The following is a 21,871-nucleotide window of genomic DNA, read 5'->3' on the forward strand; positions in this document are numbered from 1 at the left end:
CAGGGCAAAGCTCGCAATCTTCCTTGAGCGGCGATATCAAAACAATACCATTCAGCAGTGTTCTCGTTGAATGTTCCACGTGGAACGCTCAAAGCCCTAGTGATTTGAGACGGCGATAGAGAGTCCGCTCACTCATGCCCAGATGTGCTGCCAGCTCATTACGTGATCCTTTGAAGGTCTCCAAGGCATGCGCCAGCTCGGCCATTTCATTACGTCCGCGACGGCCGAAATGACTCTGATCTGATAGTGGATGGATGTCTTCGGGCAGATGTTCCGGACGAATGAAACCATCATCGGCAAACAGCCGGGCCCGTTCCAGGATGTTCCTGAGCTCGCGAATGTTGCCTGGGAAGGTATGCAGGTTGAGGCGCTCAAGGGCTTCGGCGGTAACCTTGGGCGCATGCTTGCCGGCCATGCGTTGCAGCAGGCTCTCACAGAGTAACGGTAAATCCTCGACTCGCTCACGTAGTGACGGCAGGCGAATCGGGAATCCGCTGATGCGGTAATACAGGTCTTCGCGGAACGTCCCTTCGGCGGCCATCTCTTTCAATGGCTTATGCGTTGCCGAGATCAGACGGAAGTCTGAATGGACCGTGCGAGTGCTGCCGACCGGACGGAAGCTTCCGGACTCGATCAGGCGTAGCAACTTCACCTGCATGGCCAGCGGCACCTCACCGATCTCGTCGAGGAACAAGGTTCCACCGTGAGCCGCTTCTGCCAGGCCGATCTTGCGCTGGATCGCGCCGGTGAAGGCGCCCTTCTCATAACCGAATAGTTCACTTTCGAACAGCGACTCGGTCAGCCCGGTGCAGTCCACCACCACTAAGGGGCCATTGGCTCGTGGGCTACCCAGGTGCAACGCCCGGGCGAACAGCTCCTTGCCCGTCCCGGATTCACCCTGGAGCAAGACCGGGATCTGCGCGGGGGCGGCACGCTGCAGACTGGAAACGGCGCTCTTGAAGGACGGAGCCCGGCCAACCAAACCCTGTTGTTGAGGTTGTGCCGATGCCAGGGTGACACTGGTCAGCCGCTCGACGAACGCCACCACACTGCCCTCGTCGTCGAGGATCGGACGCAGTTCTACATCCACATGTTCAGGCCCGCGTGGAGTGTGATGAATGTGCAGCACACGCTCGGGCACCTTGCTGTCCAGCGACTTGCGCAGCGGGCAGTGTTCACCCGCCTGGTCGCAGGGAACGGCATAGTGATGGGAAACCCGATGGCACTTATCGCCGATTGGCGCGTGCTCCTCATTGCCGAACTGGCGACGGTAGGCGGCGTTGGCGGCGAGGATGTTGTAGTCGGTGTCCAGCACGATGCTGGGCAGCACATCGTGTTCAAGGTATGACACCAGTGCGATGATCGCGGGATGGGAAGCGGCTAGCATGACAGCACCAGAGGAAGGACCTTGCGAGCGTAGCAAGGACTGCCAAACACTGCCATCGACTGACAGTCGACTGCCAGGAACTGTCACCTTTGGGTTGCTGGAATGACGGCTGCTGCGCGTCCTTCGCGGCACGAGACCGTTCCTGCAGGGGGAAGGCGTCTATCTGAAAGGCTGGCATGTATCTTGATAAAGCACCTCCCACTGCCTATGCCTTCAAGGAGGCTTGGGACAACTGGAGAGTGCAATGATCATCGGCAACAACCTTCACGTCGAAGAGTTTTTCGACAAGGCGACCTGGACCATCAGCTACCTGGTCATGGATGGCGAGACGCGACAATGCGCGTTGATCGACAGCGTGCTGGATTACGACCCCAAGTCCGGGCGTACCTGTACCGATTCGGCGGACAAGCTGATCGCTCGCGTCGAGGAGCTGGATGCCAAGGTGCAATGGATCCTGGATACCCATGTGCACGCCGACCATCTGTCCGCGGCGGCCTACCTCAAATCCCGGCTGGGCGGCAGCATCGCGATCGGTGCGCAGATCACCCAGGTACAGAAAGTCTTCGGCTCCCTGTTCAACGCCGAACCGGGCTTTGCTCGGGACGGCAGTCAGTTCGACGTGCTGTTCGAAGATGAAGAAGGATTCCGCATTGGCAACCTGCATGCCCGTGCCCTGCACACCCCTGGGCATACCCCGGCGTGCATGAGCTATATGATCGAGGATGCTGGTGAGACCGCCGTGTTCGTCGGCGACACCTTGTTCACTCCCGACTATGGCACGGCTCGTTGCGACTTCCCGGGCGCCAGCGCAAGAACCCTGTACAAGTCGATCCGTCGCCTGCTCGCCTTCCCGGACCAGACCCGGCTGTTCATGTGCCACGACTACCTGCCTGGTGGCCGTGAGCTGTGCTTCGTCACCACCGTGGCCGAGCAACGCGCCGACAACATCCATATTCATCAAGGGGTCAGCGAAGACAGCTTCGTGCAGATGCGCGAAGCCCGTGACAAGACCCTCGACATGCCCGTGCTGATCTTGCCCTCGGTGCAGATCAACATGCGCAGCGGGCAATTCCCCGAACCTGAAGAAAACGGTGTGAGCTACCTGAAGATCCCGCTGAACAAGCTGTAAGTCACGCTTTACCCATAACGAGATTTCCAAGGAACACCGCCATGCCTGCCCTGTCCCCTGCCGATTCATCCCGTGCCGACCACCACAAGGTGGTGATCGTCGGCGCCGGTGCCGCCGGTATCGCTACCGCCTCCAGCCTGATCGCCCGTGATCCTTCGCTGGATATTGCCCTGATCGACCCCGCCGATGTGCACTACTACCAGCCAGGCTGGACCATGGTCGGTGCCGGTGTGTTCAAGGCGTCGAGTACCGCCCACACCATGGCCGCCACCCTGCCGCGCGGTGTGCGCTGGATCAAGACGCGGGTGGACGGCTTCGATCCCCAGGGCCAACTGGTGCTGCTCGAGGGTGGTCGCGCTGTCAGTTATGAACAGCTGGTGGTCTGCCCGGGTTTGAAGCTCGATTGGAATGCCATCGAAGGCTTGAGTGAGACCCTCGGGCGCAACGGCGTCACCTCCAACTACCGCTATGACCTGGCGCCCTATACCTGGCAACTGGTACAGAACCTCAAGCAGGGGCGCGCCCTTTTCACCCAGCCGCCGATGCCGATCAAGTGCGCCGGGGCGCCGCAGAAGGCGCTGTACCTGTCATGTGACCACTGGCTGCGCAGCGGCCAACTGGGCAACGTGAGGGCCAGCTTCTTCAATGCCGGCGCGGTGCTGTTCGGCGTGCCGGACTATGTACCGGCGCTGATGAGCTACATCGACAAGTACGGCGTCGACCTGAACTATCAGCATCGCCTGACGGCAGTAGATGGCGCGAACAAGCGCGCTACGTTTGTGCGCACCCTCCCCGACGGCACTACCGAGACCCGCGTCGAGGCCTTCGATATGCTGCATGTGGTTCCGCCCCAGGTGGCGCCTGATTTCATCCGCCAGAGCCCGCTAGCTGATGCGGCGGGTTGGGTGGACGTCGACCCGCAAACCTTGCGCCATCGCCAGTTTGGCAATATCCATGCCTTGGGCGACGTGGCCAACACCACCAACGCCAAGACCGCCGCCGCCGCCCGCAAGCAGGCACCGGTGGTGGCCAACAATGTGCTGGTGGCGCTTGGTCGACTCGCGACCCTCGCGCAATACGATGGCTATGGCTCCTGCCCGCTGACAGTGGAGCGGGGCAAGATCGTCCTGGCCGAGTTCACCTACGGCGGCAAGCTGGCACCGAGCTTCCCGCGTTGGCTGCTCGATGGCCGCAAGCCAACCCGCCTGGCCTGGCTGCTCAAGGCGCAGATCCTGCCGCCGCTGTACTGGAAAGCCATGCTCAAGGGCCGCGAGTGGCTGGCCCGGCCGCAACCTCTGGTGGTCGAGGCGCAACAGTGATCGAGCACCAACTGCTGGGCGCCGGGCTTGGTGCGATCATTGGTGCGGTGTTGGCGCTGACCGGCGCCGGTGGCGGCATCCTCGCGGTGCCGCTGCTGGTGTTCGGCTTGGGTCTGAGCATGGTCGAGGCGGCTCCGATCGGCCTGCTGGCCGTGGGGTTGGCGGCGGCAGTCGGTGCGGTGCTCGGCCTGCGCCAGGGGCTGGTGCGTTATCGGGCGGCACTGTTCATCGCGCTGATCGGGATTGCCTGTGCGCCGTTCGGCTTGATGCTCGCTCACCGTGTGCCGAATACACCGTTGGCCTTGGTCTTCGCCGGGGTGCTGGTGTACGCCTGTTTGCGGATATGGCGCAAGGCAGCACGTGAGCTGCGTGGCGAGTCACCCTGCGGCGAACGGGAGATCATGCCCTGCGTGCTCAACCCGCTGCAGGGGCGCTTGCGCTGGACCCTGCCCTGCGCCCGGGCACTGGCGTTCACCGGGATGCTGTCGGGGTTGCTGTCTGGCCTGCTGGGCGTCGGTGGCGGCTTCGTGATCATTCCTGCTTTGAACCGCTACACCAACCTGAACATGCAAAGTATCGTCGCCACCTCGCTGGCGGTGATCGCCCTGGTGTCCACTGGCAGTGTGGTCAGCGCCAGCGTGGCGGGTGTGATGCATTGGTGGGTCGGCGCACCATTCGCCGCAGGGGCGGTGCTGGGCTTGCTGCTGGCGCGGCCGTTGGCTAGCAAGCTTGCCGGTCCGCGTCTTCAGCAGCTGTTCGCCGCAGTGGGCTGCGGCGCTGCCGTGCTGCTCGTCGGCAAGGCGCTACTCGGCTAGCAACTCTTCCTGTTCGGCGGCGCACAGCGCCAGCAGGTAGTCCCACACCACGCGCAGGCGCACCGACTTGTGCAGCTCGCGGCGAGTGCAGATCCAGTAGCTGCGCTGGATGGTCTCGCCGGGCAGCACGCGTACCAGCTTCGGATCGTGCCGGGCCATATAGTTGGGCAGCACGGCGATACCCAGCCCGGCCTGGGCGGCGTGCTGCTGGGCGATCACGCTGGTGCTGCGGAACACCACGTTCGGCGCTCGGCAGAAGCTGTTGAGGAACAGCAGTTCCTGGCTGAACAGCAGGTCGTCGACATAACCGATCCAGTTGTGCCGGGCCAGATCTTCACGAGTGTCGAGCGGTGGCGCTTGATTCAGGTATTCCTGGCTGGCGTACAGGGCCAGACGGTAGTCGGTGAGCTTGCGGGTGATCAGCAGGTCAGCGTTGGGTCGTTCCAGGTGGATGCTGATCTCGGCTTCGCGGTTGAGGATACTCACGAACCGAGGCACCGCCACCAGTTCCACTTCCAGCCCCGGGTAACGTTGGAACAGTGCCTTCATGCGTGGAGTAAAGAACATGATGCCGATACCCTCGGTCACGCCAAGGCGGATCTTGCCCAGTGGTGTGATGGCCTGGGTGATCTCTTCCTGCGCCAGCAAGGCGACGTTCTCCATGGCTTCGGCATGCTTGAGCAGGGCCTGGCCCGAGGGGGTGAGCTCGTAACCCTGAGCGTGCTGGACGAACAGCGCGGTGCCCAGGTGCTTCTCGATGCTCTCGATATGCCGGGCGACGGTGCTGTGGGTAGTGTTGAGGCGCTTGGCGGCGCTGAGCAGGCGGCCGCTGCGCTGCAACTCGAGGAAAAACCGCAGATCGTTCCAGTCGAACATGGGCGTCCTTGGATGTGCTGGCTGTTGAAGCCACCGCGGGATGAACCCGCTCTCACAGTCGGATAGTCGCTGTGCTAAAACGCACAACGGCTGCGCGAAATCTCGTGTTTCCTCCGCGAAATTAATCAATAAGATGGATCGGGACAAGAATAATAATCAGGCGCGAGGTTGCACATGCCATCAGCCGATTCTGTCTACGACTACGTGGTCGTGGGTGCCGGTCCCGCCGGTTGCCTACTGGCCAATCGCTTGTCCGCCGATCCATCCTGCCGCGTGTTGCTGCTCGAGGCGGGTGGTCGTGACAACTATCCCTGGATTCATATCCCCGTCGGTTACCTCTACTGCATCGGCAATCCACGCACCGATTGGTGCATGAAGACCGAGGCCCAGCCTGGGCTGAACGGGCGTGCCCTGGGTTATCCGCGGGGCAAGGTGCTGGGTGGCTGTTCGTCCATCAACGGCATGATCTACATGCGCGGCCAAGCCGCCGACTATGACCGTTGGGCCGAGCAAGGCAACGAGGGCTGGGCATGGAAGGATGTGCTGCCGCTGTTCAAGGCCAGCGAGAGCCACTATGCCGGTGCCAGCGACAGCCATGGCGCCGACGGTGAGTGGCGGGTCGAGCAGCAGCGCTACAGCTGGCCGATCCTCGATGCCTTTCGCGATGCGGCCGAACAGAGCGGCATCGCCAGGATCGACGACTTCAATACGGGCGACAACGCCGGCTGTGGATATTTTCAGGTCAACCAGCGCAGCGGTGTGCGCTGGAACTCGGCCAAGGCATTTCTCAGGCCCATTCTCAAGCGCCCGAACCTGACCGTGCTTACCGGCGTGCAGGTCGACCAGGTGTTGCTCGGCAACACCCGCGCCCGGGCTGTAAGGGCGCAGTGGCAAGGTGCATGGCATGAGTTCGCGGCACGCCGGGAGATTATTCTCTGTGCAGGTTCGGTCGGTTCGCCCGGTATCCTGCAGCGCTCGGGGATTGGCCCACGCAAACTGCTCGAAGGGTTGGGCATCGCCGTGCGCCACGATATGCCTGGTGTCGGCGGCAACCTGCAGGACCATCTGCAGCTGCGGTTGATCTACCAGATCCAGAACACGCGCACCCTCAACCAGATGGCCAACAGCCTGTGGGGCAAGCTGGGCATGGGCCTGCGCTATGCATACGACCGAAGTGGACCACTGGCCATGGCGCCGAGTCAGTTGGGCGCCTTCGCCCGTTCGAGCCCAGAGCAAGAGACCGCCAATCTTCAGTATCACGTCCAGCCCTTGTCGCTGGAGCGCTTCGGCGAGCCGCTGCACCGGTTCCCGGCCTTCACCGCGTCGGTATGTAACCTGCGCCCGGCCAGTCGAGGTCGAATCGATATCCGCTCGGCGGACATGAACGCCGCGCCGCTGATAGACCCCAACTACCTCAGCGCCCCCGAGGACCTGCGCGTGGCCGCCGACGCCATCCGCCTTACCCGGCGCATCGTCCATGCCCCTGCCCTGGCCGCCTTCGAACCCCGCGAGTACCTGCCAGGCCCTGCCCTGCAGAGCGAAGAAGACCTGCACCAGGCCGCCGGTCAGATCGGCACCACCATCTTCCACCCGGTGGGTACCTGTCGCATGGGCAGTGGTGTGCTCGATGTTGTGGATAACCAGCTGCGCGTGCATGGCATTCCGGGCCTACGTGTGGCGGATGCCTCGATCATGCCGCAGATAGTCTCCGGCAATACCTGTTCACCCACGTTGATGATTGCCGAAAAGGCGGCACAACTGATCCTCAAGGGGGCCAACACCCAGACCAACCTCAGCGACAGCAACGCGATACCGACGCCCTGACCCGGGTGTGTGCAACAGCGGCAGCGCGGTCAGCGGCTGCCGGCAGTGGAACAACAAGAATAATCACTGTGGCCCCAAGGGCCGAGGACAGCAACGATGTCGGATTACATCCAGGAACAGGGTGCGGTGGCGAGCAGCCCGAGCCGCCGTGAGGAACGCAAGATCATTTTCGCGTCATCCCTCGGGACAGTGTTCGAGTGGTATGACTTCTTTCTCTATGGCGCCTTGGCGGCGGTCATCAGCAAGCAGTTCTTTGCTGGCGTCAACGACACCACCGCCTTCATCTTCGCCTTGATGGCCTTCGCCGCCGGTTTCCTGGTGCGCCCGTTCGGCGCCTTGGTGTTCGGCCGTCTGGGGGACATGATCGGGCGCAAGTACACCTTCCTGGTGACCATCGTACTGATGGGCCTCTCGACCTTTGCCGTCGGTCTGCTTCCCACCTATGCCAGCATCGGTATCGCCGCGCCGATTATCCTCGTCATACTGCGCATGCTCCAGGGACTGGCATTGGGTGGCGAATACGGCGGTGCTGCTACTTACGTGGCCGAACACGCTCCGCCCGGCAAGCGCGGTTTCCATACTGGCTTCATCCAGTCCACCGCCACGCTCGGCCTGCTGTTGTCGTTGATCGTGGTCCTGGCCAGTCGCTACATCAGTGGCGATGAGTTCGAGACCTGGGGCTGGCGCCTGCCGTTCCTGCTGTCGATCGTCCTGCTGGCGATCTCCACCTGGATCCGCATGAGCATGCACGAGTCGCCGGCATTCGTGAAAATGAAAGCCCAGGGCAAGATCAGCAAGTCGCCGATCCGCGAATCGTTCACCTCCTGGCCAAACCTCAAGGTGGTCCTGACCGCGCTGTTCAGCATCAACGCCGGACAAGCGGTGACCTTCTACACCGCACAGTTCTATGTGCTGTTCTTCATGACCCAGATGCTCAAGATGGACCCGGCCCAGGCCAATACCCTGTTGATCATCAGCGTGGTGATCGGCGCGCCGTTCTTCGTGTTCTTCGGCTGGCTGTCGGACCGTATCGGACGTAAGCCAATCCTCATGGTTGGGCTGTTGCTGGCCACCGTGTGCTACTTCCCGATGTTCAAGGCGCTGAGCCATTACGCCAACCCGCAGATCGACGCCGCCAGCCGGGAAGCGCCCATCGTCGTCAGCGCCAACCCGCAAGGCTGCACCTTCCAGTTCGACCCGGTGGGCAAGGCCCGTTTCGACAGCCCTTGCGACAAGGTAAAGACCTTCCTGGTCAAACAAGGCCTGCCCTACAGCTCGGTCGAGGCTGCCGGTAGCGAAGTGCAGGTGAGCATCGGTGACGAGACCATCAACGGCTTCGACGAGGCGGCCATGCGCAGCGCCATCGAAGCGGCTGGCTATCCGGCCAAGGCCGACCCGGCGCATGTGAACCAGGTGATGGTGGTGGTGCTGATCGTTGCCATGATCCTGATCGCCACCATGACTTACGGGCCACTGGCGGCGGTCATGGTCGAGCTGTTCCCGACGCGGATCCGCTATACCTCGATGTCCCTGCCCTACCATATCGGTAACGGCTGGTTCGGTGGCTTCCTGCCAACGGTATCGTTCGCGTTGGTGGTGTACACCGGGGATATCTTCTATGGACTGTGGTATCCGGTGCTGATCACCGGGGTGAGCCTAGTGGTGGGGATCTTCTGCCTGAAAGAGACCAAGGACGTGGATATCGATAAGGTGTGAGGATTGCTCTCGGGCAAGCCCGCTCCCACGCGTCTGAGAAGGGCACAAAAAAACCGGCGTAAAAGCCGGTTTTTTTATAGCGCGAAAAAACTTATGCACGATTTTCGAAAAAACGTCATACATTGAAATAAACAGCTAATTCAATCACTTAGCATGTCTTCACGATCATCCATGCAAAACTTGCTAACAAGTTATCCACAGATCGTCAGGCTGGCTGCTGCTCCGGGTTTTCCGCCAGCGGCGGCAGCGAACCCATGGCCCGCTGGGTCGCTTCGTTCCAGGCCTGGGCGCGGTCGTTCAGCTCGGCGATGGCGCGTGGGCCAGTGCCCACGGCATACATTGGTTCACCGATCACCACCTCGATGGTGCCCGGGCGTTTGCCCCAGCCTTCTCGCGGCCAAAACTTGCCGGCGTTGTGGGCAATCGGCAGTACCGGCAGGCCGGCGTTGACCGCCAGGGCGGTACCGCCACGGGAGAACTTGCCGATCTGGCCATGAGGCACGCGGGTGCCTTCGGGGAAGATCAGCACCCAGGTGCCTTGCTTGAGCAGCTCGTCGCCCTGGCTAGCGACCTGGCGCAGCGCTTCCTTGGGATTCTTGCGATCGATGGCGATCGGCCGCAGCATGGCCATGGCCCAGCCGAAGAACGGCACGTACAGCAGTTCGCGCTTGAGCACCTGGCTAAGCGGCGAGAAATACGCGGAGAGCAGGAAGGTTTCCCAGGTGCTCTGGTGGTTCGACAGGATCACGCAAGGTACTTTCGGTACGTTCTCGGCACCGGTGATCTTGTAGTCGATGCGCAGGATCGTGCGGGCCAGGAACAACGCACAGCGGCACCAGTACACGTTGATGAACTTGTAGCGCTTGGGGAACGGCAGGAAGGGCGCGACGAAGAAGCTCAGCGAGCACCACAGCAGTGAACTGGTGCCCAACAGCAGGTAAAAAAGAAAGATTCTGATCGCCTGCAGGATCGACATAGTGGCATGTACCGTTGCGGGGCGTGCCCGCCTAATGAAAAGTGCGCCGTTTCTGGCGCACTCATTTAAATAAGTTCTCTGGCGATAGCCGCCAGATCGTCGAAAATCAGTGTAGTTTGCGGGACGCCTTTTTCCAGGGTCCTCTCGCCCTTGCCGGTTTTTACCAACACGGGTTGTGCATCGACGGCCAGGGCCGCCTCCAGGTCACCTTTGCTGTCACCGACGAACCACACGCCGGCCAGGGACACCTGGTAATGCTCGGCAATGGTCCGCAGCATGCCGGGCTTGGGCTTGCGGCATTCGCAGCCCTCGTCCGGGCCGTGCGGGCAATGCACGATCAGGCCGACCTCGCCGCCCTGCTCGGCCACCAGAGCGCGCAGGCGCGCATGCATGGCCTCGAGGGTTTGCAGCGGGTAGTAGCCGCGGGCGATGCCGGACTGGTTGGTGGCCACGGCCACCGTCCAGCCCGCCTTGCTCAACTGCGCGATGGCCTCGATCGAGCCGGGAATGGGGATCCACTCCTCCAGCGACTTGATGTAGGCGTCGGAGTCGTGGTTGATCACTCCGTCTCGATCAAGAATCAGCAGTTTCAACGACTTACCCCAGCAGCGAGATATCGGCCACGCCCAGGAACAGACCGCGCAGGCGGCTGAGCAGGGCATAACGGTTGGCGCGTACCTTGGCGTCCTCGGCGTTGACCATCACCGCCTCGAAGAAGGCGTCGACCGGGTCTCGCAGGGCGGCCAGACGGGCCAGGGCTTCGCTGTACTGACGCGCCGCGGCCATCGGTTGCACAGCCTGGTCGGCCTGCTGGATGGCCGAGTACAGGGAGAACTCGTTGGCGTTGTCGAAGTACTTGGGTTCGACCTGATCGGCGATGGCGCCTTCGGCCTTGCCCAGCAGGTTCGACACGCGCTTGTTCGCTGCAGCCAGCGCGTCGGCTTCCGGCAGCTTGCGGAAGGCCTGCACGGCCTGTACGCGTTGGTCGAAGTCCAGCGCCGAGCCGGGCTTCAGGGCACGCACCGCCAGGTAGGTGGAGACGTCGATGCCTTCATCCTCGTAGCGCGCGCGCAGGCGGTCGAAGACGAACTCCAGCACCTGCTCGGACAGGCCGGCGGCCTTGACGTTGGCACCGAACTGCTTGACCGCGAACTCGACCGCGACATTCAGGTCCAGATCAAGCTGCTTCTCGATCAGGATACGCAGCACGCCCAGGGCAGCACGGCGCAGGGCGTATGGGTCCTTGCTGCCGGTGGGCAGCATGCCGATGCCGAAGATGCCGACCAGGGTGTCTAGCTTGTCGGCAATGGCCACGGCGGCACCGGTGAGGGTCTGCGGCAGCTCGGCGCCAGCGCCGCGCGGCATGTACTGCTCGTTCAGCGCCAGGGCGACGTCTTGCGGCTCGCCGTCGTTGAGGGCGTAGTAGTAGCCGGCAATACCCTGCATTTCAGGGAATTCGCCGACCATTTCCGAGGCCAGGTCGCACTTCGACAGCAGACCGGCACGACCAGCATTGGCGGCGCTGCCACCGATGTACGGGGCAATGAAGGCGGCCAGCTTGGAGACGCGCTCGGCCTTTTCGAACACGGTCCCCAGCTGAGCCTGGAACACCACGTTCTTCAGGCGTTCGTTGAAGCTTTCCAGGGGCTGCTTCTTGTCCTGCTTGAAGAAGAACTCGGCGTCGGTCAGGCGCGGGCGCACGACCTTCTCGTTGCCCTGCACGATCTGCTTGGGATCACGGCTCTCGACGTTGGCCACGGTGATGAAGCGCGGTAGCAGCTTGCCTTCGCTGTCCAGCAGGCAGAAGTACTTCTGGTTGTCCTGCATGGTGGTGATCAGCGCTTCCTGCGGCACCTCGAGGAAACGCTCCTCGAACGAGCACACCAGCGGCACCGGCCACTCGACCAGGGCGGTTACTTCGTCCAGCAGCGCCGGCGGCACGATGGCCGTGCCTTCCTGCTGCATGGCCAGCTCTGCGGTGCGCTTGCTGATCAGCTCGCGACGCTCGGCAAAGTCAGCCAGCACGTGGGCCTTGCGCAGGTCCTCGACGTAGTTTGCCGGGGTGGTGATGAGTACGTTTTCCGGGTGGTGGAAGCGGTGGCCACGGGATTCACGGCCGGCTTTCTGGGCCAGGATGGTGCAGTCGACGACCTGATCGCCGAGCAACATCACCAGCCACTGGGTCGGGCGCACGAACTCTTCACGGCTGGCGCCCCAGTGCATGCGCTTGGGGATCGGCAGGTCGTTGAGCGAATCCTCGACGATGGTTGGCAGCAGGCTGGTAGTGGCCTTGCCCGGAATGTGCTGGGAGAAGCGCAGCTTCGGGCCGCTCTGGTCGATGTCCGACAGCTCGACGCCGCACTTCTTGGCGAAGCCCAGGGCGGCCTGGGTAGGTTCGCCGTCTTTGAAGGCAGCCTGCACGGGCGGGCCGTCGATGTTGATGCTGCGGTCTGGCTGCTGCACATCCAGCTGGCGGATCAGCACGGCCAGGCGGCGCGGCGCGGCGTAGACCTGCTTGCCGGTGTAGTTCAGGCCGGCGGCCTGCAGGCCTTTCTCGATGCCGGCGAGGAAAGCGTCGCCCAGCGTGGCGAGGGCCTTGGGTGGCAGCTCTTCGGTGCCCAGTTCAACCAGGAAATCTTGAGCACTCATTGTGCAGCCTCCAGCTTAGCCAACACTTCGTCACGCAGTTCAGGGGTGGCCATCGGGAAGCCCAGGCGTGCGCGAGCTTGCAGATAGCTTTGCGCCACGTCCCGGGCCAGGGTACGTACGCGCAGGATGTAGCGCTGGCGCTCGGTCACCGAGATGGCGCGGCGGGCGTCCAGCAGGTTGAAGGTGTGTGAGGCCTTCAGGACCATTTCGTAGGTGGGCAGCGGCAGGTCCAGCTTGATCAGACGGTTCGCTTCGCTTTCGTAGAAGTCGAACAGTTCGAACAGCTTCTCGACGTTGGCGTGCTCGAAGTTGTAGGTCGACTGCTCCACCTCGTTCTGGTGGAACACGTCGCCGTAGGTAACCTTGCCGAACGGGCCGTCGGCCCATACCAGGTCGTAGACCGAGTCCACGCCCTGGATGTACATGGCCAGGCGCTCCAGGCCGTAGGTGATTTCACCAGTGACCGGGTAGCACTCGATACCGCCGACTTGCTGGAAGTAGGTGAACTGAGTCACCTCCATGCCGTTCAGCCAGATTTCCCAGCCAAGGCCCCAGGCGCCGAGGGTTGGCGATTCCCAGTTGTCTTCGACGAAGCGAATGTCGTGAACCAGCGGGTCGATGCCGATGGCCTTCAGCGAGCCGAGGTACAGCTCCTGGAAGTTCGCCGGGTTTGGCTTGAGCACCACCTGGAACTGATAGTAGTGCTGCAGGCGGTTGGGGTTTTCGCCATACCGCCCGTCGGCTGGGCGACGGCTGGGCTGCACATAGGCGGCGTTCCAGGTCTCCGGGCCCACGGCACGCAGGAAGGTAGCGGTGTGGAAAGTGCCGGCGCCTACTTCCATATCGTAGGGCTGAAGCACCACACAACCTTGAGCTGCCCAGTAGTTCTGCAGGGCGAGGATCAGGTCTTGGAAGGTACGCACGGCTGGCGTAGGCTGGCTCACGAAATTCACCTGTATCTGGGGATGCGGATGTAAAGAGCGGGAGTATACCCGATTCGCCTCGCCCTCTACGTTATTGGAGCCTTATGCCACGCTGCTTTTGGTGTTCCGACGATCCGTTGTATCAGGCCTATCACGACCACGAGTGGGGAACGCCGCAGCGCGACCCGGCGTTGCTCTTCGAGATGCTTTTGCTCGAAGGGTTCCAGGCGGGGTTGTCGTGGATCACGGTATTGAAGAAGCGCGAGCGCTATCGCGAGGTGCTGGACGGCTTCGATCCGCTGAAACTGTCGCAGCTCAGCGATGAACGCATCGAGGAGCTTATGCTGGATGCTGGCATCATCCGCAACCGCCTCAAGCTCAAGGCCGTGCGCCGCAATGCCCAAGCCTGGCTGGCTGTGGATAACCCCGCCGAGTGGCTATGGTCGTTCGTCGGCGGCGCGCCGAAGATCAACCATTTCCAGGGCCGTGGCGACGTGCCGGCGGTCACCGACGAGGCCAAGGCGATGAGCAAGGCCTTGCAGAAGGCTGGCTTCACTTTCGTCGGGCCGACCATCTGCTACGCCTTCATGCAGGCCACCGGCATGGTCATGGACCATACCACCGACTGCGATCGCTACGCCGCGCTGGTGCGCTGACGGGGTACAATGCGCGCCTTGCTGAAATAAGGAATTCGCCTGTGGAAAAGTTCAAGGGCGCCCTGATGGTCGGGGTGCTGCGCCTGTTTGCCAAGCTGCCCTGGGGCGCCGTGCAGCGCGTCGGCGCCGTTATCGGCTGGCTGATGTGGAAAATCCCCAACGGCTCGCGCAATGTCGTGCGCATCAACCTGGCCAAGTGCTTCCCGGAGATGGACCCGGCCGAGCGTGAGCAATTGGTCGGTCGCGCGCTCAAGGACATCGGCAAGTCTTTCGTCGAAAGTGCCTGTGCCTGGATCTGGCCGCCGCAACGCTCGCTCGACCTGGTCAAGGAAGTGCACGGCCTGGAAGTGCTGGAGCAGGCCCTGGCCTCGGGCAAGGGCGTGGTCGGCATCACCAGCCACCTGGGCAACTGGGAGGTGCTCAACCACTTCTATTGCAACCAGTGCAAACCGATCATCTTCTATCGCCCGCCGAAGTTGAAGGCGGTGGATGACCTGCTGCGTGAGCAGCGGGTGCAGATGGGCAACCGCGTGGCGCCTTCGACCAAGGAAGGCATTCTCAGCGTGATCAAGGAAGTGCGCCGGGGTGGCCAGGTGGGGATTCCCGCCGACCCGGAGCCGGCCGAGTCGGCCGGGGTGTTCGTGCCGTTCCTGGGTACCCAGGCGCTGACCAGCAAGTTCGTGCCGAACATGCTCGCCGGTGGCAAGGCTGTCGGGGTGTTCCTGCATGCGCTGCGCCTGCCGGATGGTTCAGGCTTCAAGGTATTCCTGGAAGCGGCGCCAGAGGCCATGTACAGCACCGATGTGAATGAATCGGCGGCAGCCATGAGCAAGGTGGTCGAGCGTTACGTGCGCGAGTACCCGAGCCAGTACATGTGGAGCATGAAGCGCTTCAAGAAGCGCCCGGCGGGTGAGGCGCGCTGGTACTGAGATTTTTGGGGGCTGCAAAGCAGCCCCGGCATTCTCAGACCTTGTTCAACTTTTTCAGGAACACCGTCATCTCTTTCTCGGCCTGCTTGTCCCCATGGGCCTGCGCCGCCTCGATCCCCTCTTCCCAGGCCTTGCGCGCGCCAGCCAGATCTCCGCTGAGCTGATACGCCTTGCCCAGCAGCTTCCATGCCGCCGAATACTTGGGGTCCTGCTTCACGCAGCTGGCCAGGTGCACCGCCGCCTCAGCGCCATTGCCCTCGTCCAGCCAGGCCTTGCCCAGGCCAAAGCGCAGCAGCGGGTTATCCACACCCTTGGCCAGCATCTTCTCCAGCGATTCACGCATGCCCTTCCCTCCTAGAAGAAACTCAAGCCCACGTGGAACAGCTTCTCCACGTCCCGAATATGCTTTTTATCCACAACGAACAGGATCACATGGTCGCCCGACTCGATCACCGTGTCGTCGTGGGCAATCATCACTTCGTCCTCGCGGATGATTGCGCCGATGGTGGTGCCTGGCGGCAGGTTGATGTCCTCGATGGCCTTGCCGACCACCTTGCTCGACTTCGAATCGCCATGGGCCACGGCTTCGATGGCCTCGGCCGCGCCGCGGCGCAGCGAATGCACGCTGACGATATCGCCACGGCGCACGTGGGCCAGCAGGGTACCGATGGTGGCCAATTGCGGGCTGATGGCGATGTCGATGTCGCCACCCTGCACCAAGTCGACATAGGCCGGGTTGTTGATGATGGTCATCACCTTGCGCGCGCCCAGGCGCTTGGCCAGCAGCGACGCCATGATGTTGGCCTCGTCGTCGTTGGTCAGGGCCAGGAAGATGTCGGCGTCGGCGATGTTCTCTTCGAGCATCAGGTCCTTGTCCGATGCGCTGCCCTGCAGCACCACGGTGCTTTCCAGGGTATCGGAGAGCTGGCGGCAACGGGCCGGGTTCATCTCGATGATCTTCACCTGGTAGCGGCTCTCGATGGCCTCGGCCAGGCGCTCGCCGATCTGCCCGCCACCGGCGATGACCACGCGCTTGTTGCTCTCGTCGATACGGCGCAGTTCGCCCATCACCGCGCGGATGTCCTTTTTCGCTGCGATGAAGAACACCTCGTCGTCAGCTTCGATCACCGTGTCACCCTGTGGGGTGATCGGCCGGTCGCGCCGGAAGATGGCCGCCACGCGGGTGTCGACGTTGGGCATGTGGGCGCGGATCTGGCGCAGTTGCTGGCCCACCAGCGGCCCGCCGTAGTAGGCCCGGACCGCCACCAGCTGGGCCTTGCCCTCGGCGAAGTCGATCACCTGCAGGGAGCCGGGGTGTTCGATCAGGCGCTTGATGTAGTTGGTCACCACCTGCTCGGGGCTGATCAGCACATCCACCGGAATATGGTCGTTGTCGAACAGTTCTTCGCGGGTCAGGTAGGCCGACTCGCGCACCCGGGCGATCTTGGTCGGGGTGTGGAACAACGAGTACGCCACCTGGCAGGCGACCATGTTGGTCTCGTCGCTGTTGGTCACCGCCACCAGCATGTCGGCATCGTCGGCGCCGGCCTGGCGCAACACCGTCGGCAACGAGGCGCGGCCTTGCACGGTGCGGATGTCGAGGCGGTCGCCGAGGTCGCGCAGGCGCTCGCCATCGGTATCGACCACGGTGATGTCATTGGCTTCGCTGGCCAGGTGTTCCGCCAGCGTGCCGCCCACCTGCCCTGCGCCGAGGATGATGATCTTCATCCACTACTCCCTACATTCTTGTGCTTACCGCGAGGCGGCGATCTTGATCAGCTTGGCATAGTAGAAGCCGTCGTGGCCGCCTTCCTGGGCCAGCAGCTGGCGCCCGTGGGGCTGGCGCAGACCGGCCTCGGTGGCCAGGTCCAGCTCGCGGGCACCGGGGGTGCGGGCGAGGAAGGCGTCGATCACTTCGGTGTTCTCGGTCGGCAGGCTCGAGCAGGTGGCGTACAGCAGCATGCCGCCCACTTCCAGGGTCGGCCACAGGGCGTCGAGCAGCTCGCCTTGCAGCGCGGCCAGGGCCGGGATGTCGTCGGCCTGGCGGGTCAGCTTGATGTCCGGGTGGCGGCGGATCACCCCAGTGGCCGAGCAGGGGGCGTCGAGCAGGATGCGCTGGAAGGGCTTGCCGTCCCACCAGTTGGCGGTGTCGCGGGCGTCGCAGGCGATCAGCTCGGCATCGAGCTTGAGGCGGTCGAGGTTCTCGCGCACGCGCGTCAGGCGCTTGGCCTCGAGGTCGATGGCGACCATGTGTGCCAAGCCCGGTTCGGCTTCAAGCAGGTGGCAGGTCTTGCCGCCCGGGGCGCAGCAGGCGTCGAGCACGCGCTGGCCGGGGGCCAGTTCCAGCAGGTCGGCGGACAGCTGCGCGGCTTCGTCCTGCACGCTCACCCAGCCGTCGGCGAAGCCTGGCAGGCCGCGCACGTCGCAAGCCTCGGCCAGGACGATGCCGTCACGGCTGTACTGGCAGGCGCTGGCGCCGATACCGGCCTCGGCCAGCAGCGCGAGGTAAGCGTCGCGGCCGTGGTGGCGGCGGTTGATGCGCAGGATCATCGGCGGGTGGGCGTTGTTGGCGGCGCAGATGGCTTCCCACTGCTCCGGCCAGAAGGCCTTGAGCGCCTTTTGCAGCCAGCGCGGATGGGCGGTGCGCACTACCGGATCGCGCTCCATGCCGGCCAGCAGTGCCTCGCCTTCGCGCTGGGCGCGGCGCAGCACGGCATTGAGCAGGGCCTTGGCCCACGGCTTCTTCAGCTTGTCGGCACAGCCGACGGTTTCGCCGATGGCGGCGTGGGCTGGGATGCGGGTGTAGAACAGTTGATACAGGCCGACCAGCAGCAGCGCCTGCACATCGGCGTCGGCAGCCTTGAACGGCTTCTGCAACAGTTGCGCGGCCAGCAGGTCCAGGCGCGGCTGCCAGCGGGCGGTGCCGAAGGCAAGGTCCTGGGTCAGGCCACGGTCGCGTTCCTCGACCTTGTCCAGTTGCGCCGGCAGCGAGCTGTTCAGCGAAGCCTTGCCGCTGAGCACAGCGGCCAAGGCACGGGCGGCAGCCAGGCGTGGGTTCATTGGCCGAGCACCTTGCCACTGGCGAATTTCTCGCGGCGGCTGTTGAACAGGTCGGCGAAGTTGAGGGCCTTGCCACCCGGCAGTTGCAGGCGGGTAAGGCTCAGGGCCTGGTCACCGCAGGCGACCACCAGGCCATCTTTGCTGGCCGACAGGATTTCGCCGGGGGCGCCCTGGGCTGTGGACAAGTTGGCGGCCAGCACCTTCACGCTTTCGCCGTCCAGGGTGCTGTGGCACACCGGCCAGGGGTTGAAGGCGCGGATCAGGCGCTCAAGCTCCACGGCCGGGCGGCTCCAGTCGATGCGCGCTTCGTCCTTGTTCAGCTTGTGGGCGTAGGTGGCCAGGGCATCGTCCTGCACTTCACCTTGCAGGCTGCCATCGGCCAAGCCGGCGATGGCCTGCACCACGGCGCCCGGGCCCATGGCGGCGAGGCGGTCGTGCAGGGTACCGCCGGTGTCCTCGGCGCTGATCGGGGTGACCACCTTGAGCAGCATCGGGCCGGTGTCCAGACCTGCTTCCATGCGCATCACGGTCACACCGCTCTCGGCGTCACCGGCTTCAACGGCGCGCTGGATCGGCGCCGCACCACGCCAGCGCGGCAGCAGCGAGGCGTGGCTGTTGATGCAGCCCAGGCGTGGGATATCCAGCACAGCTTGCGGCAGGATCAGGCCGTAGGCGACCACCACCATCAGGTCCGGCTTCAGTGCGGCGAGTTCGGCCTGGGCGTCGGCGTTGCGCAGGGTCTGCGGCTGGTACACCGGGATGTCATGGGCCACGGCCAGCGCCTTGACCGCGCTTGGCATGAGCTTCTGGCCACGCCCGGCCGGGCGGTCGGGCTGGGTGTAGACGGCCACGATCTCGTACGGGCTGTCGAGCAAAGCCTTGAGGTGTTCGGCGGCAAACTCTGGGGTGCCTGCGAAGACGATGCGCATGGAGTTCTCGCTTCTTGAAAAAGAAAAAGGCTTGCCGGAGCAAGCCTTCTGGAAGGTGGGGATCAGGCTTGCTGGCGGTGCTGCTTTTCCAGCTTCTTCTTGATCCGGTCACGTTTGAGCTGCGACAGGTAGTCGACGAACAGCTTGCCGTTGAGGTGATCGAACTCGTGCTGCACGCACACCGCCAGCAGGCCCTCGCATTCCAGCTCGTACGGCTTGCCGTCGCGGTCCTGGGCCTTGACCCGGACGCGCAGTGGGCGGTCGACGTTTTCGTAGAAGCCCGGCACCGACAGGCAGCCTTCCTGGTACTGGCCCATGTCGTGGGTCAGCTCTTCGACGCTGGGGTTGATGAAGACGCGCGGCTCGCTGCGATCTTCGCTCAGGTCCATCACCACGACTTGCTGGTGCACGTTGACCTGGGTGGCCGCCAGGCCGATGCCCGGGGCCTCGTACATGGTTTCGAACATGTCGTCGATCAGCTGGCGCAAGGCGTCGTCAAACACCGTTACCGGTTTGGCAATGGTACGCAGGCGCGGATCGGGAAATTCGAGAATGTTCAAAATGGCCATGGCGGTCAGGCAGTCACTGTGCGGTCGGTTGAAAACTGAGCACACATAATAAAGGGAAACGGTGGACAAGGCACCTGTGAAAGCTCGGCTAGGGTCTTTATGGGCTTGATAGCTGCCATTTAATGGACAGCTTTTCAAAGTATTACCCACAAAGTTATCCACAGGCTGTGCCACGCCGATGGCCCCCTGTCGATCGAGGAGGATCACCCATGAGCACACTCCGTTCTTCGCCTTGCTCGCCTGCCGAACTGGAGGCGCGGCTGCGTCTGCATCGCCTCCCCGACATCGGCCTGCGCCGCTTTCTTACCCTGTTCGAAGCCTTTGGCAATGCCTCATCGGCACTCAGTGCGCCGGCCAGTGCCTGGCGTGCGCTGGGGTTGCCAGCCGCCAGTATCGATGCCCGTCGCAGCCCTGAAGTGCGCGACGGCGCATTGGCTGAAATGGCCTGGATAGAGCGCCCTGGCCAGCATTTGCTGATGTGGGACGGGCCTGGCTACCCCGCATTGCTGAGTGAAATCGACGACCCGCCACCCCTGCTGTTCGTCGCCGGTGACCCCGCTTTGCTGGAGCATCCGCAGCTGGCGATTGTGGGTAGCAGGCGTGCTTCACCACCGGCGCTGGATACTGCGGCTGCGTTTTCGCGCTGCCTGGCGCAAGCCGGGTTCACCATCACCAGCGGGCTGGCGCTGGGCGTTGACGGTGCCGCTCATCGGGCCGCGCTGAAAGCCGGAGGGCAGACCATTGGAGTGCTCGGCACGGGGTTGCAAAAACTTTATCCACAGCGCCACCGTGACCTTGCCCGGGCGATGCTCGACAGTGGCAGCGCGCTGGTCTCCGAGTACCCGCTGGATGCCGGGCCGCTGGCCGGTAACTTCCCCAGGCGCAACCGCATCATCAGCGGGCTGTCGCTCGGCGTGCTGGTGGTCGAGGCGAGCATCGCCAGCGGCTCATTGATCACCGCGCGCCTTGCCGCGGAGCAAGGGCGCGAGGTGTATGCCATTCCGGGTTCGATCCACCACCCCGGCGCCAAGGGCTGCCACCAACTGATTCGCGACGGTGCGCTGTTGGTGGAAAGCGTGGAACAGATCCTCGACAGCCTGCGCGGTTGGCAGAACCTGCCGGGCGCGCCTATGGGCAAAGCCGACCATCCCCTGCTCGCCTTGCTCCACGCCGCACCCCACACCAGCGAGGGCCTGGCGCACAGCAGCGGTCAGCCTTTGGCCCAGGTATTGGCCAGCCTCACCGAGCTGGAGCTCGAGGGCCGGGTCAGCAATGAAGCCGGGCGTTGGTTTGCCCGTTCCGGCTAAGTACACTGCGCACACGGCGTTTATGCGGAGAGACGGAAATGGTGAGCAGTTGGCGTGTGCAACAAGCCGCGCGTGAGGTGAAGGCGGGTGCGGTGATCGCCTATCCGACGGAAGCGGTCTGGGGCCTGGGCTGCGACCCGTGGAACGAGGACGCGGTGTATCGCCTGCTGGCGCTCAAGTCGCGGCCTGTGGATAAAGGCCTGATCCTGGTCGCCGACAGCATCCACCAGTTCGATTTCCTGTTCGAAGACTTCCCCCAGGACTGGATCGACCGCATGGCCGCCACCTGGCCGGGGCCGAACACTTGGCTGGTGCCGCACCAGGACCTGCTGCCCGAGTGGGTGACCGGGCAGCATGACAGCGTGGCGCTGCGGGTCAGCGATCATCCACAGGTGCGGGAGCTGTGCGCGCTGGTGGGCCCATTGATTTCCACGTCCTGCAACCCGGCCGGGCGCCCGGCGGCAAAGAGCCGGTTGCGGGTGGAGCAGTATTTCCACAAGCAGCTGGACATGGTGCTGGGTGGGGCGTTGGGTGGGAGGAAGAATCCGAGTGTGATTCGGGATTTGGCGACCGGTGAGGTTGTGCGTCCGGGGTGACTCTCTATTTTGACCGACCAAAAAAAACCGCCATGCTGGCGGTTTTTTGATGCAGAAGAGGGTTTCAGCCCTGTCGCCTGGGTAGAGTTCTGCTCTCTTCGCCAGGTCATGTAGGCTGCATGCTATGCCTGCATGGCCACCTCGTCAATAAACGGCATGCCTCATGCAAAACGCTGTAAAAGATTGCTTTGACCGGCTCCTGTTTCCAGGG

The 21,871-nt window shown here is 63.3% G+C and carries 20 protein-coding genes; 9 read left to right on the plus strand and 11 right to left on the minus strand.

Annotation, left to right across the window (positions count from 1 at the left end):
* Window positions 1-88: 88 nt before the first annotated feature.
* Window positions 89-1,387: a sigma-54 interaction domain-containing protein gene (locus tag OH705_RS01135; protein WP_267300641.1), complete on the minus strand. Its 1,299-nt coding sequence runs from the start codon at window positions 1,385-1,387 to the stop codon at window positions 89-91.
* 244 nt (window positions 1,388-1,631) lie between these two features.
* Between OH705_RS01135 and OH705_RS01140 the strand changes: the two genes are divergently transcribed.
* Genes OH705_RS01140 through OH705_RS01150 form a run of 3 tightly spaced genes read left to right on the plus strand, consistent with a single transcriptional unit; the run spans window position 1,632 to window position 4,650 of the window.
* Window positions 1,632-2,516, plus strand: coding sequence for an MBL fold metallo-hydrolase (locus tag OH705_RS01140; RefSeq protein ID WP_023629230.1), 885 nt, complete (start codon window positions 1,632-1,634; stop codon window positions 2,514-2,516).
* 41 nt (window positions 2,517-2,557) lie between these two features.
* Window positions 2,558-3,835: an NAD(P)/FAD-dependent oxidoreductase gene (locus OH705_RS01145; RefSeq protein WP_094010824.1), complete on the plus strand. Its 1,278-nt coding sequence runs from the start codon at window positions 2,558-2,560 to the stop codon at window positions 3,833-3,835.
* A complete protein-coding gene (locus OH705_RS01150) occupies window positions 3,832-4,650 on the plus strand; it encodes a sulfite exporter TauE/SafE family protein (protein ID WP_038707087.1) in 819 nt (272 codons plus the stop codon). Before OH705_RS01145 ends, OH705_RS01150 begins: the two co-directional genes overlap by 4 nt.
* Here OH705_RS01150 and OH705_RS01155 read toward each other — a convergent pair.
* A complete protein-coding gene (locus OH705_RS01155; RefSeq protein WP_023629882.1) occupies window positions 4,639-5,526 on the minus strand; it encodes a LysR family transcriptional regulator in 888 nt (295 codons plus the stop codon). The genes OH705_RS01150 and OH705_RS01155 overlap by 12 nt on opposite strands.
* Window positions 5,527-5,700: 174 nt before the next feature.
* Between OH705_RS01155 and OH705_RS01160 the strand changes: the two genes are divergently transcribed.
* Entirely contained in the window at window positions 5,701-7,350 is a 1,650-nt protein-coding gene (locus OH705_RS01160; RefSeq protein WP_267300645.1) for a GMC family oxidoreductase, read from the plus strand.
* A 96-nt stretch (window positions 7,351-7,446) separates the two neighbouring features.
* On the plus strand, window positions 7,447-9,066 hold the full coding sequence (locus OH705_RS01165) for an MFS transporter (protein WP_023630523.1): 1,620 nt from the start codon (window positions 7,447-7,449) through the stop codon (window positions 9,064-9,066).
* 205 nt (window positions 9,067-9,271) lie between these two features.
* Here the strand turns inward: OH705_RS01165 and OH705_RS01170 are convergent, their stop codons facing one another.
* The 4 genes from OH705_RS01170 to glyQ all read right to left on the minus strand — a co-directional run bounded on the left by OH705_RS01170 (window position 9,272) and on the right by glyQ (window position 13,635).
* Entirely contained in the window at window positions 9,272-10,042 is a 771-nt protein-coding gene (locus tag OH705_RS01170; protein WP_094010819.1) for a lysophospholipid acyltransferase family protein, read from the minus strand.
* Window positions 10,043-10,107: 65 nt separating this feature from the next.
* Entirely contained in the window at window positions 10,108-10,635 is a 528-nt protein-coding gene (gene gmhB, locus OH705_RS01175; protein ID WP_038707089.1) for a D-glycero-beta-D-manno-heptose 1,7-bisphosphate 7-phosphatase, read from the minus strand.
* 4 nt (window positions 10,636-10,639) lie between these two features.
* Window positions 10,640-12,691 carry a glycine--tRNA ligase subunit beta gene (gene glyS, locus OH705_RS01180; RefSeq protein ID WP_094010818.1) on the minus strand — a complete coding sequence of 684 codons (2,052 nt, stop codon included), beginning with the start codon at window positions 12,689-12,691 and terminating at the stop codon, window positions 10,640-10,642.
* The gene (glyQ, locus tag OH705_RS01185; protein WP_023629852.1) at window positions 12,688-13,635 is read right to left on the minus strand and encodes a glycine--tRNA ligase subunit alpha; all 948 of its coding nucleotides are present in this window, start codon (window positions 13,633-13,635) and stop codon (window positions 12,688-12,690) included. Before glyQ ends, glyS begins: the two co-directional genes overlap by 4 nt.
* Before the next feature lie 83 nt (window positions 13,636-13,718).
* Between glyQ and OH705_RS01190 the strand changes: the two genes are divergently transcribed.
* Both OH705_RS01190 and OH705_RS01195 read left to right on the plus strand, forming a co-directional pair.
* On the plus strand, window positions 13,719-14,270 hold the full coding sequence (locus tag OH705_RS01190; protein ID WP_038707091.1) for a DNA-3-methyladenine glycosylase I: 552 nt from the start codon (window positions 13,719-13,721) through the stop codon (window positions 14,268-14,270).
* Window positions 14,271-14,311: 41 nt separating this feature from the next.
* A complete protein-coding gene (locus tag OH705_RS01195) occupies window positions 14,312-15,199 on the plus strand; it encodes a lysophospholipid acyltransferase (protein WP_267300648.1) in 888 nt (295 codons plus the stop codon).
* A 34-nt stretch (window positions 15,200-15,233) separates the two neighbouring features.
* On the opposite strand, the gene OH705_RS01200 is transcribed toward OH705_RS01195, so the two are convergent.
* The 5 genes from OH705_RS01200 to def all read right to left on the minus strand — a co-directional run bounded on the left by OH705_RS01200 (window position 15,234) and on the right by def (window position 19,757).
* Window positions 15,234-15,542 (minus strand): tetratricopeptide repeat protein, encoded by a 309-nt coding sequence (locus OH705_RS01200; protein ID WP_023629850.1) that lies wholly within the window; start codon window positions 15,540-15,542, stop codon window positions 15,234-15,236.
* Window positions 15,543-15,553: 11 nt separating this feature from the next.
* The gene (trkA, locus tag OH705_RS01205) at window positions 15,554-16,927 is read right to left on the minus strand and encodes a Trk system potassium transporter TrkA (RefSeq protein ID WP_023629849.1); all 1,374 of its coding nucleotides are present in this window, start codon (window positions 16,925-16,927) and stop codon (window positions 15,554-15,556) included.
* 24 nt (window positions 16,928-16,951) lie between these two features.
* Window positions 16,952-18,259 (minus strand): 16S rRNA (cytosine(967)-C(5))-methyltransferase RsmB, encoded by a 1,308-nt coding sequence (gene rsmB / locus OH705_RS01210; RefSeq protein ID WP_267300650.1) that lies wholly within the window; start codon window positions 18,257-18,259, stop codon window positions 16,952-16,954.
* Window positions 18,256-19,188 (minus strand): methionyl-tRNA formyltransferase, encoded by a 933-nt coding sequence (gene fmt / locus OH705_RS01215; RefSeq protein ID WP_038707093.1) that lies wholly within the window; start codon window positions 19,186-19,188, stop codon window positions 18,256-18,258. The genes rsmB and fmt overlap by 4 nt, the downstream gene beginning before the upstream one ends.
* Before the next feature lie 62 nt (window positions 19,189-19,250).
* Window positions 19,251-19,757, minus strand: a complete 507-nt coding sequence (gene def / locus OH705_RS01220) for a peptide deformylase (protein ID WP_038707094.1) — start codon at window positions 19,755-19,757, stop codon at window positions 19,251-19,253.
* A gap of 209 nt (window positions 19,758-19,966) precedes the next feature.
* On the opposite strand from def, the gene dprA reads away from it, so the two are divergent.
* Window positions 19,967-21,064, plus strand: coding sequence for a DNA-processing protein DprA (gene dprA, locus OH705_RS01225; RefSeq protein WP_267300651.1), 1,098 nt, complete (start codon window positions 19,967-19,969; stop codon window positions 21,062-21,064).
* A gap of 38 nt (window positions 21,065-21,102) precedes the next feature.
* The gene (locus tag OH705_RS01230; RefSeq protein WP_094010815.1) at window positions 21,103-21,660 is read left to right on the plus strand and encodes an L-threonylcarbamoyladenylate synthase; all 558 of its coding nucleotides are present in this window, start codon (window positions 21,103-21,105) and stop codon (window positions 21,658-21,660) included.
* Window positions 21,661-21,871: the final 211 nt, after the last annotated feature.

The organism is Pseudomonas sp. BJa3, from assembly GCF_026343815.1.
In the GTDB taxonomy this organism is placed as follows: Bacteria; Pseudomonadota; Gammaproteobacteria; order Pseudomonadales; family Pseudomonadaceae; genus Aquipseudomonas; species Aquipseudomonas soli.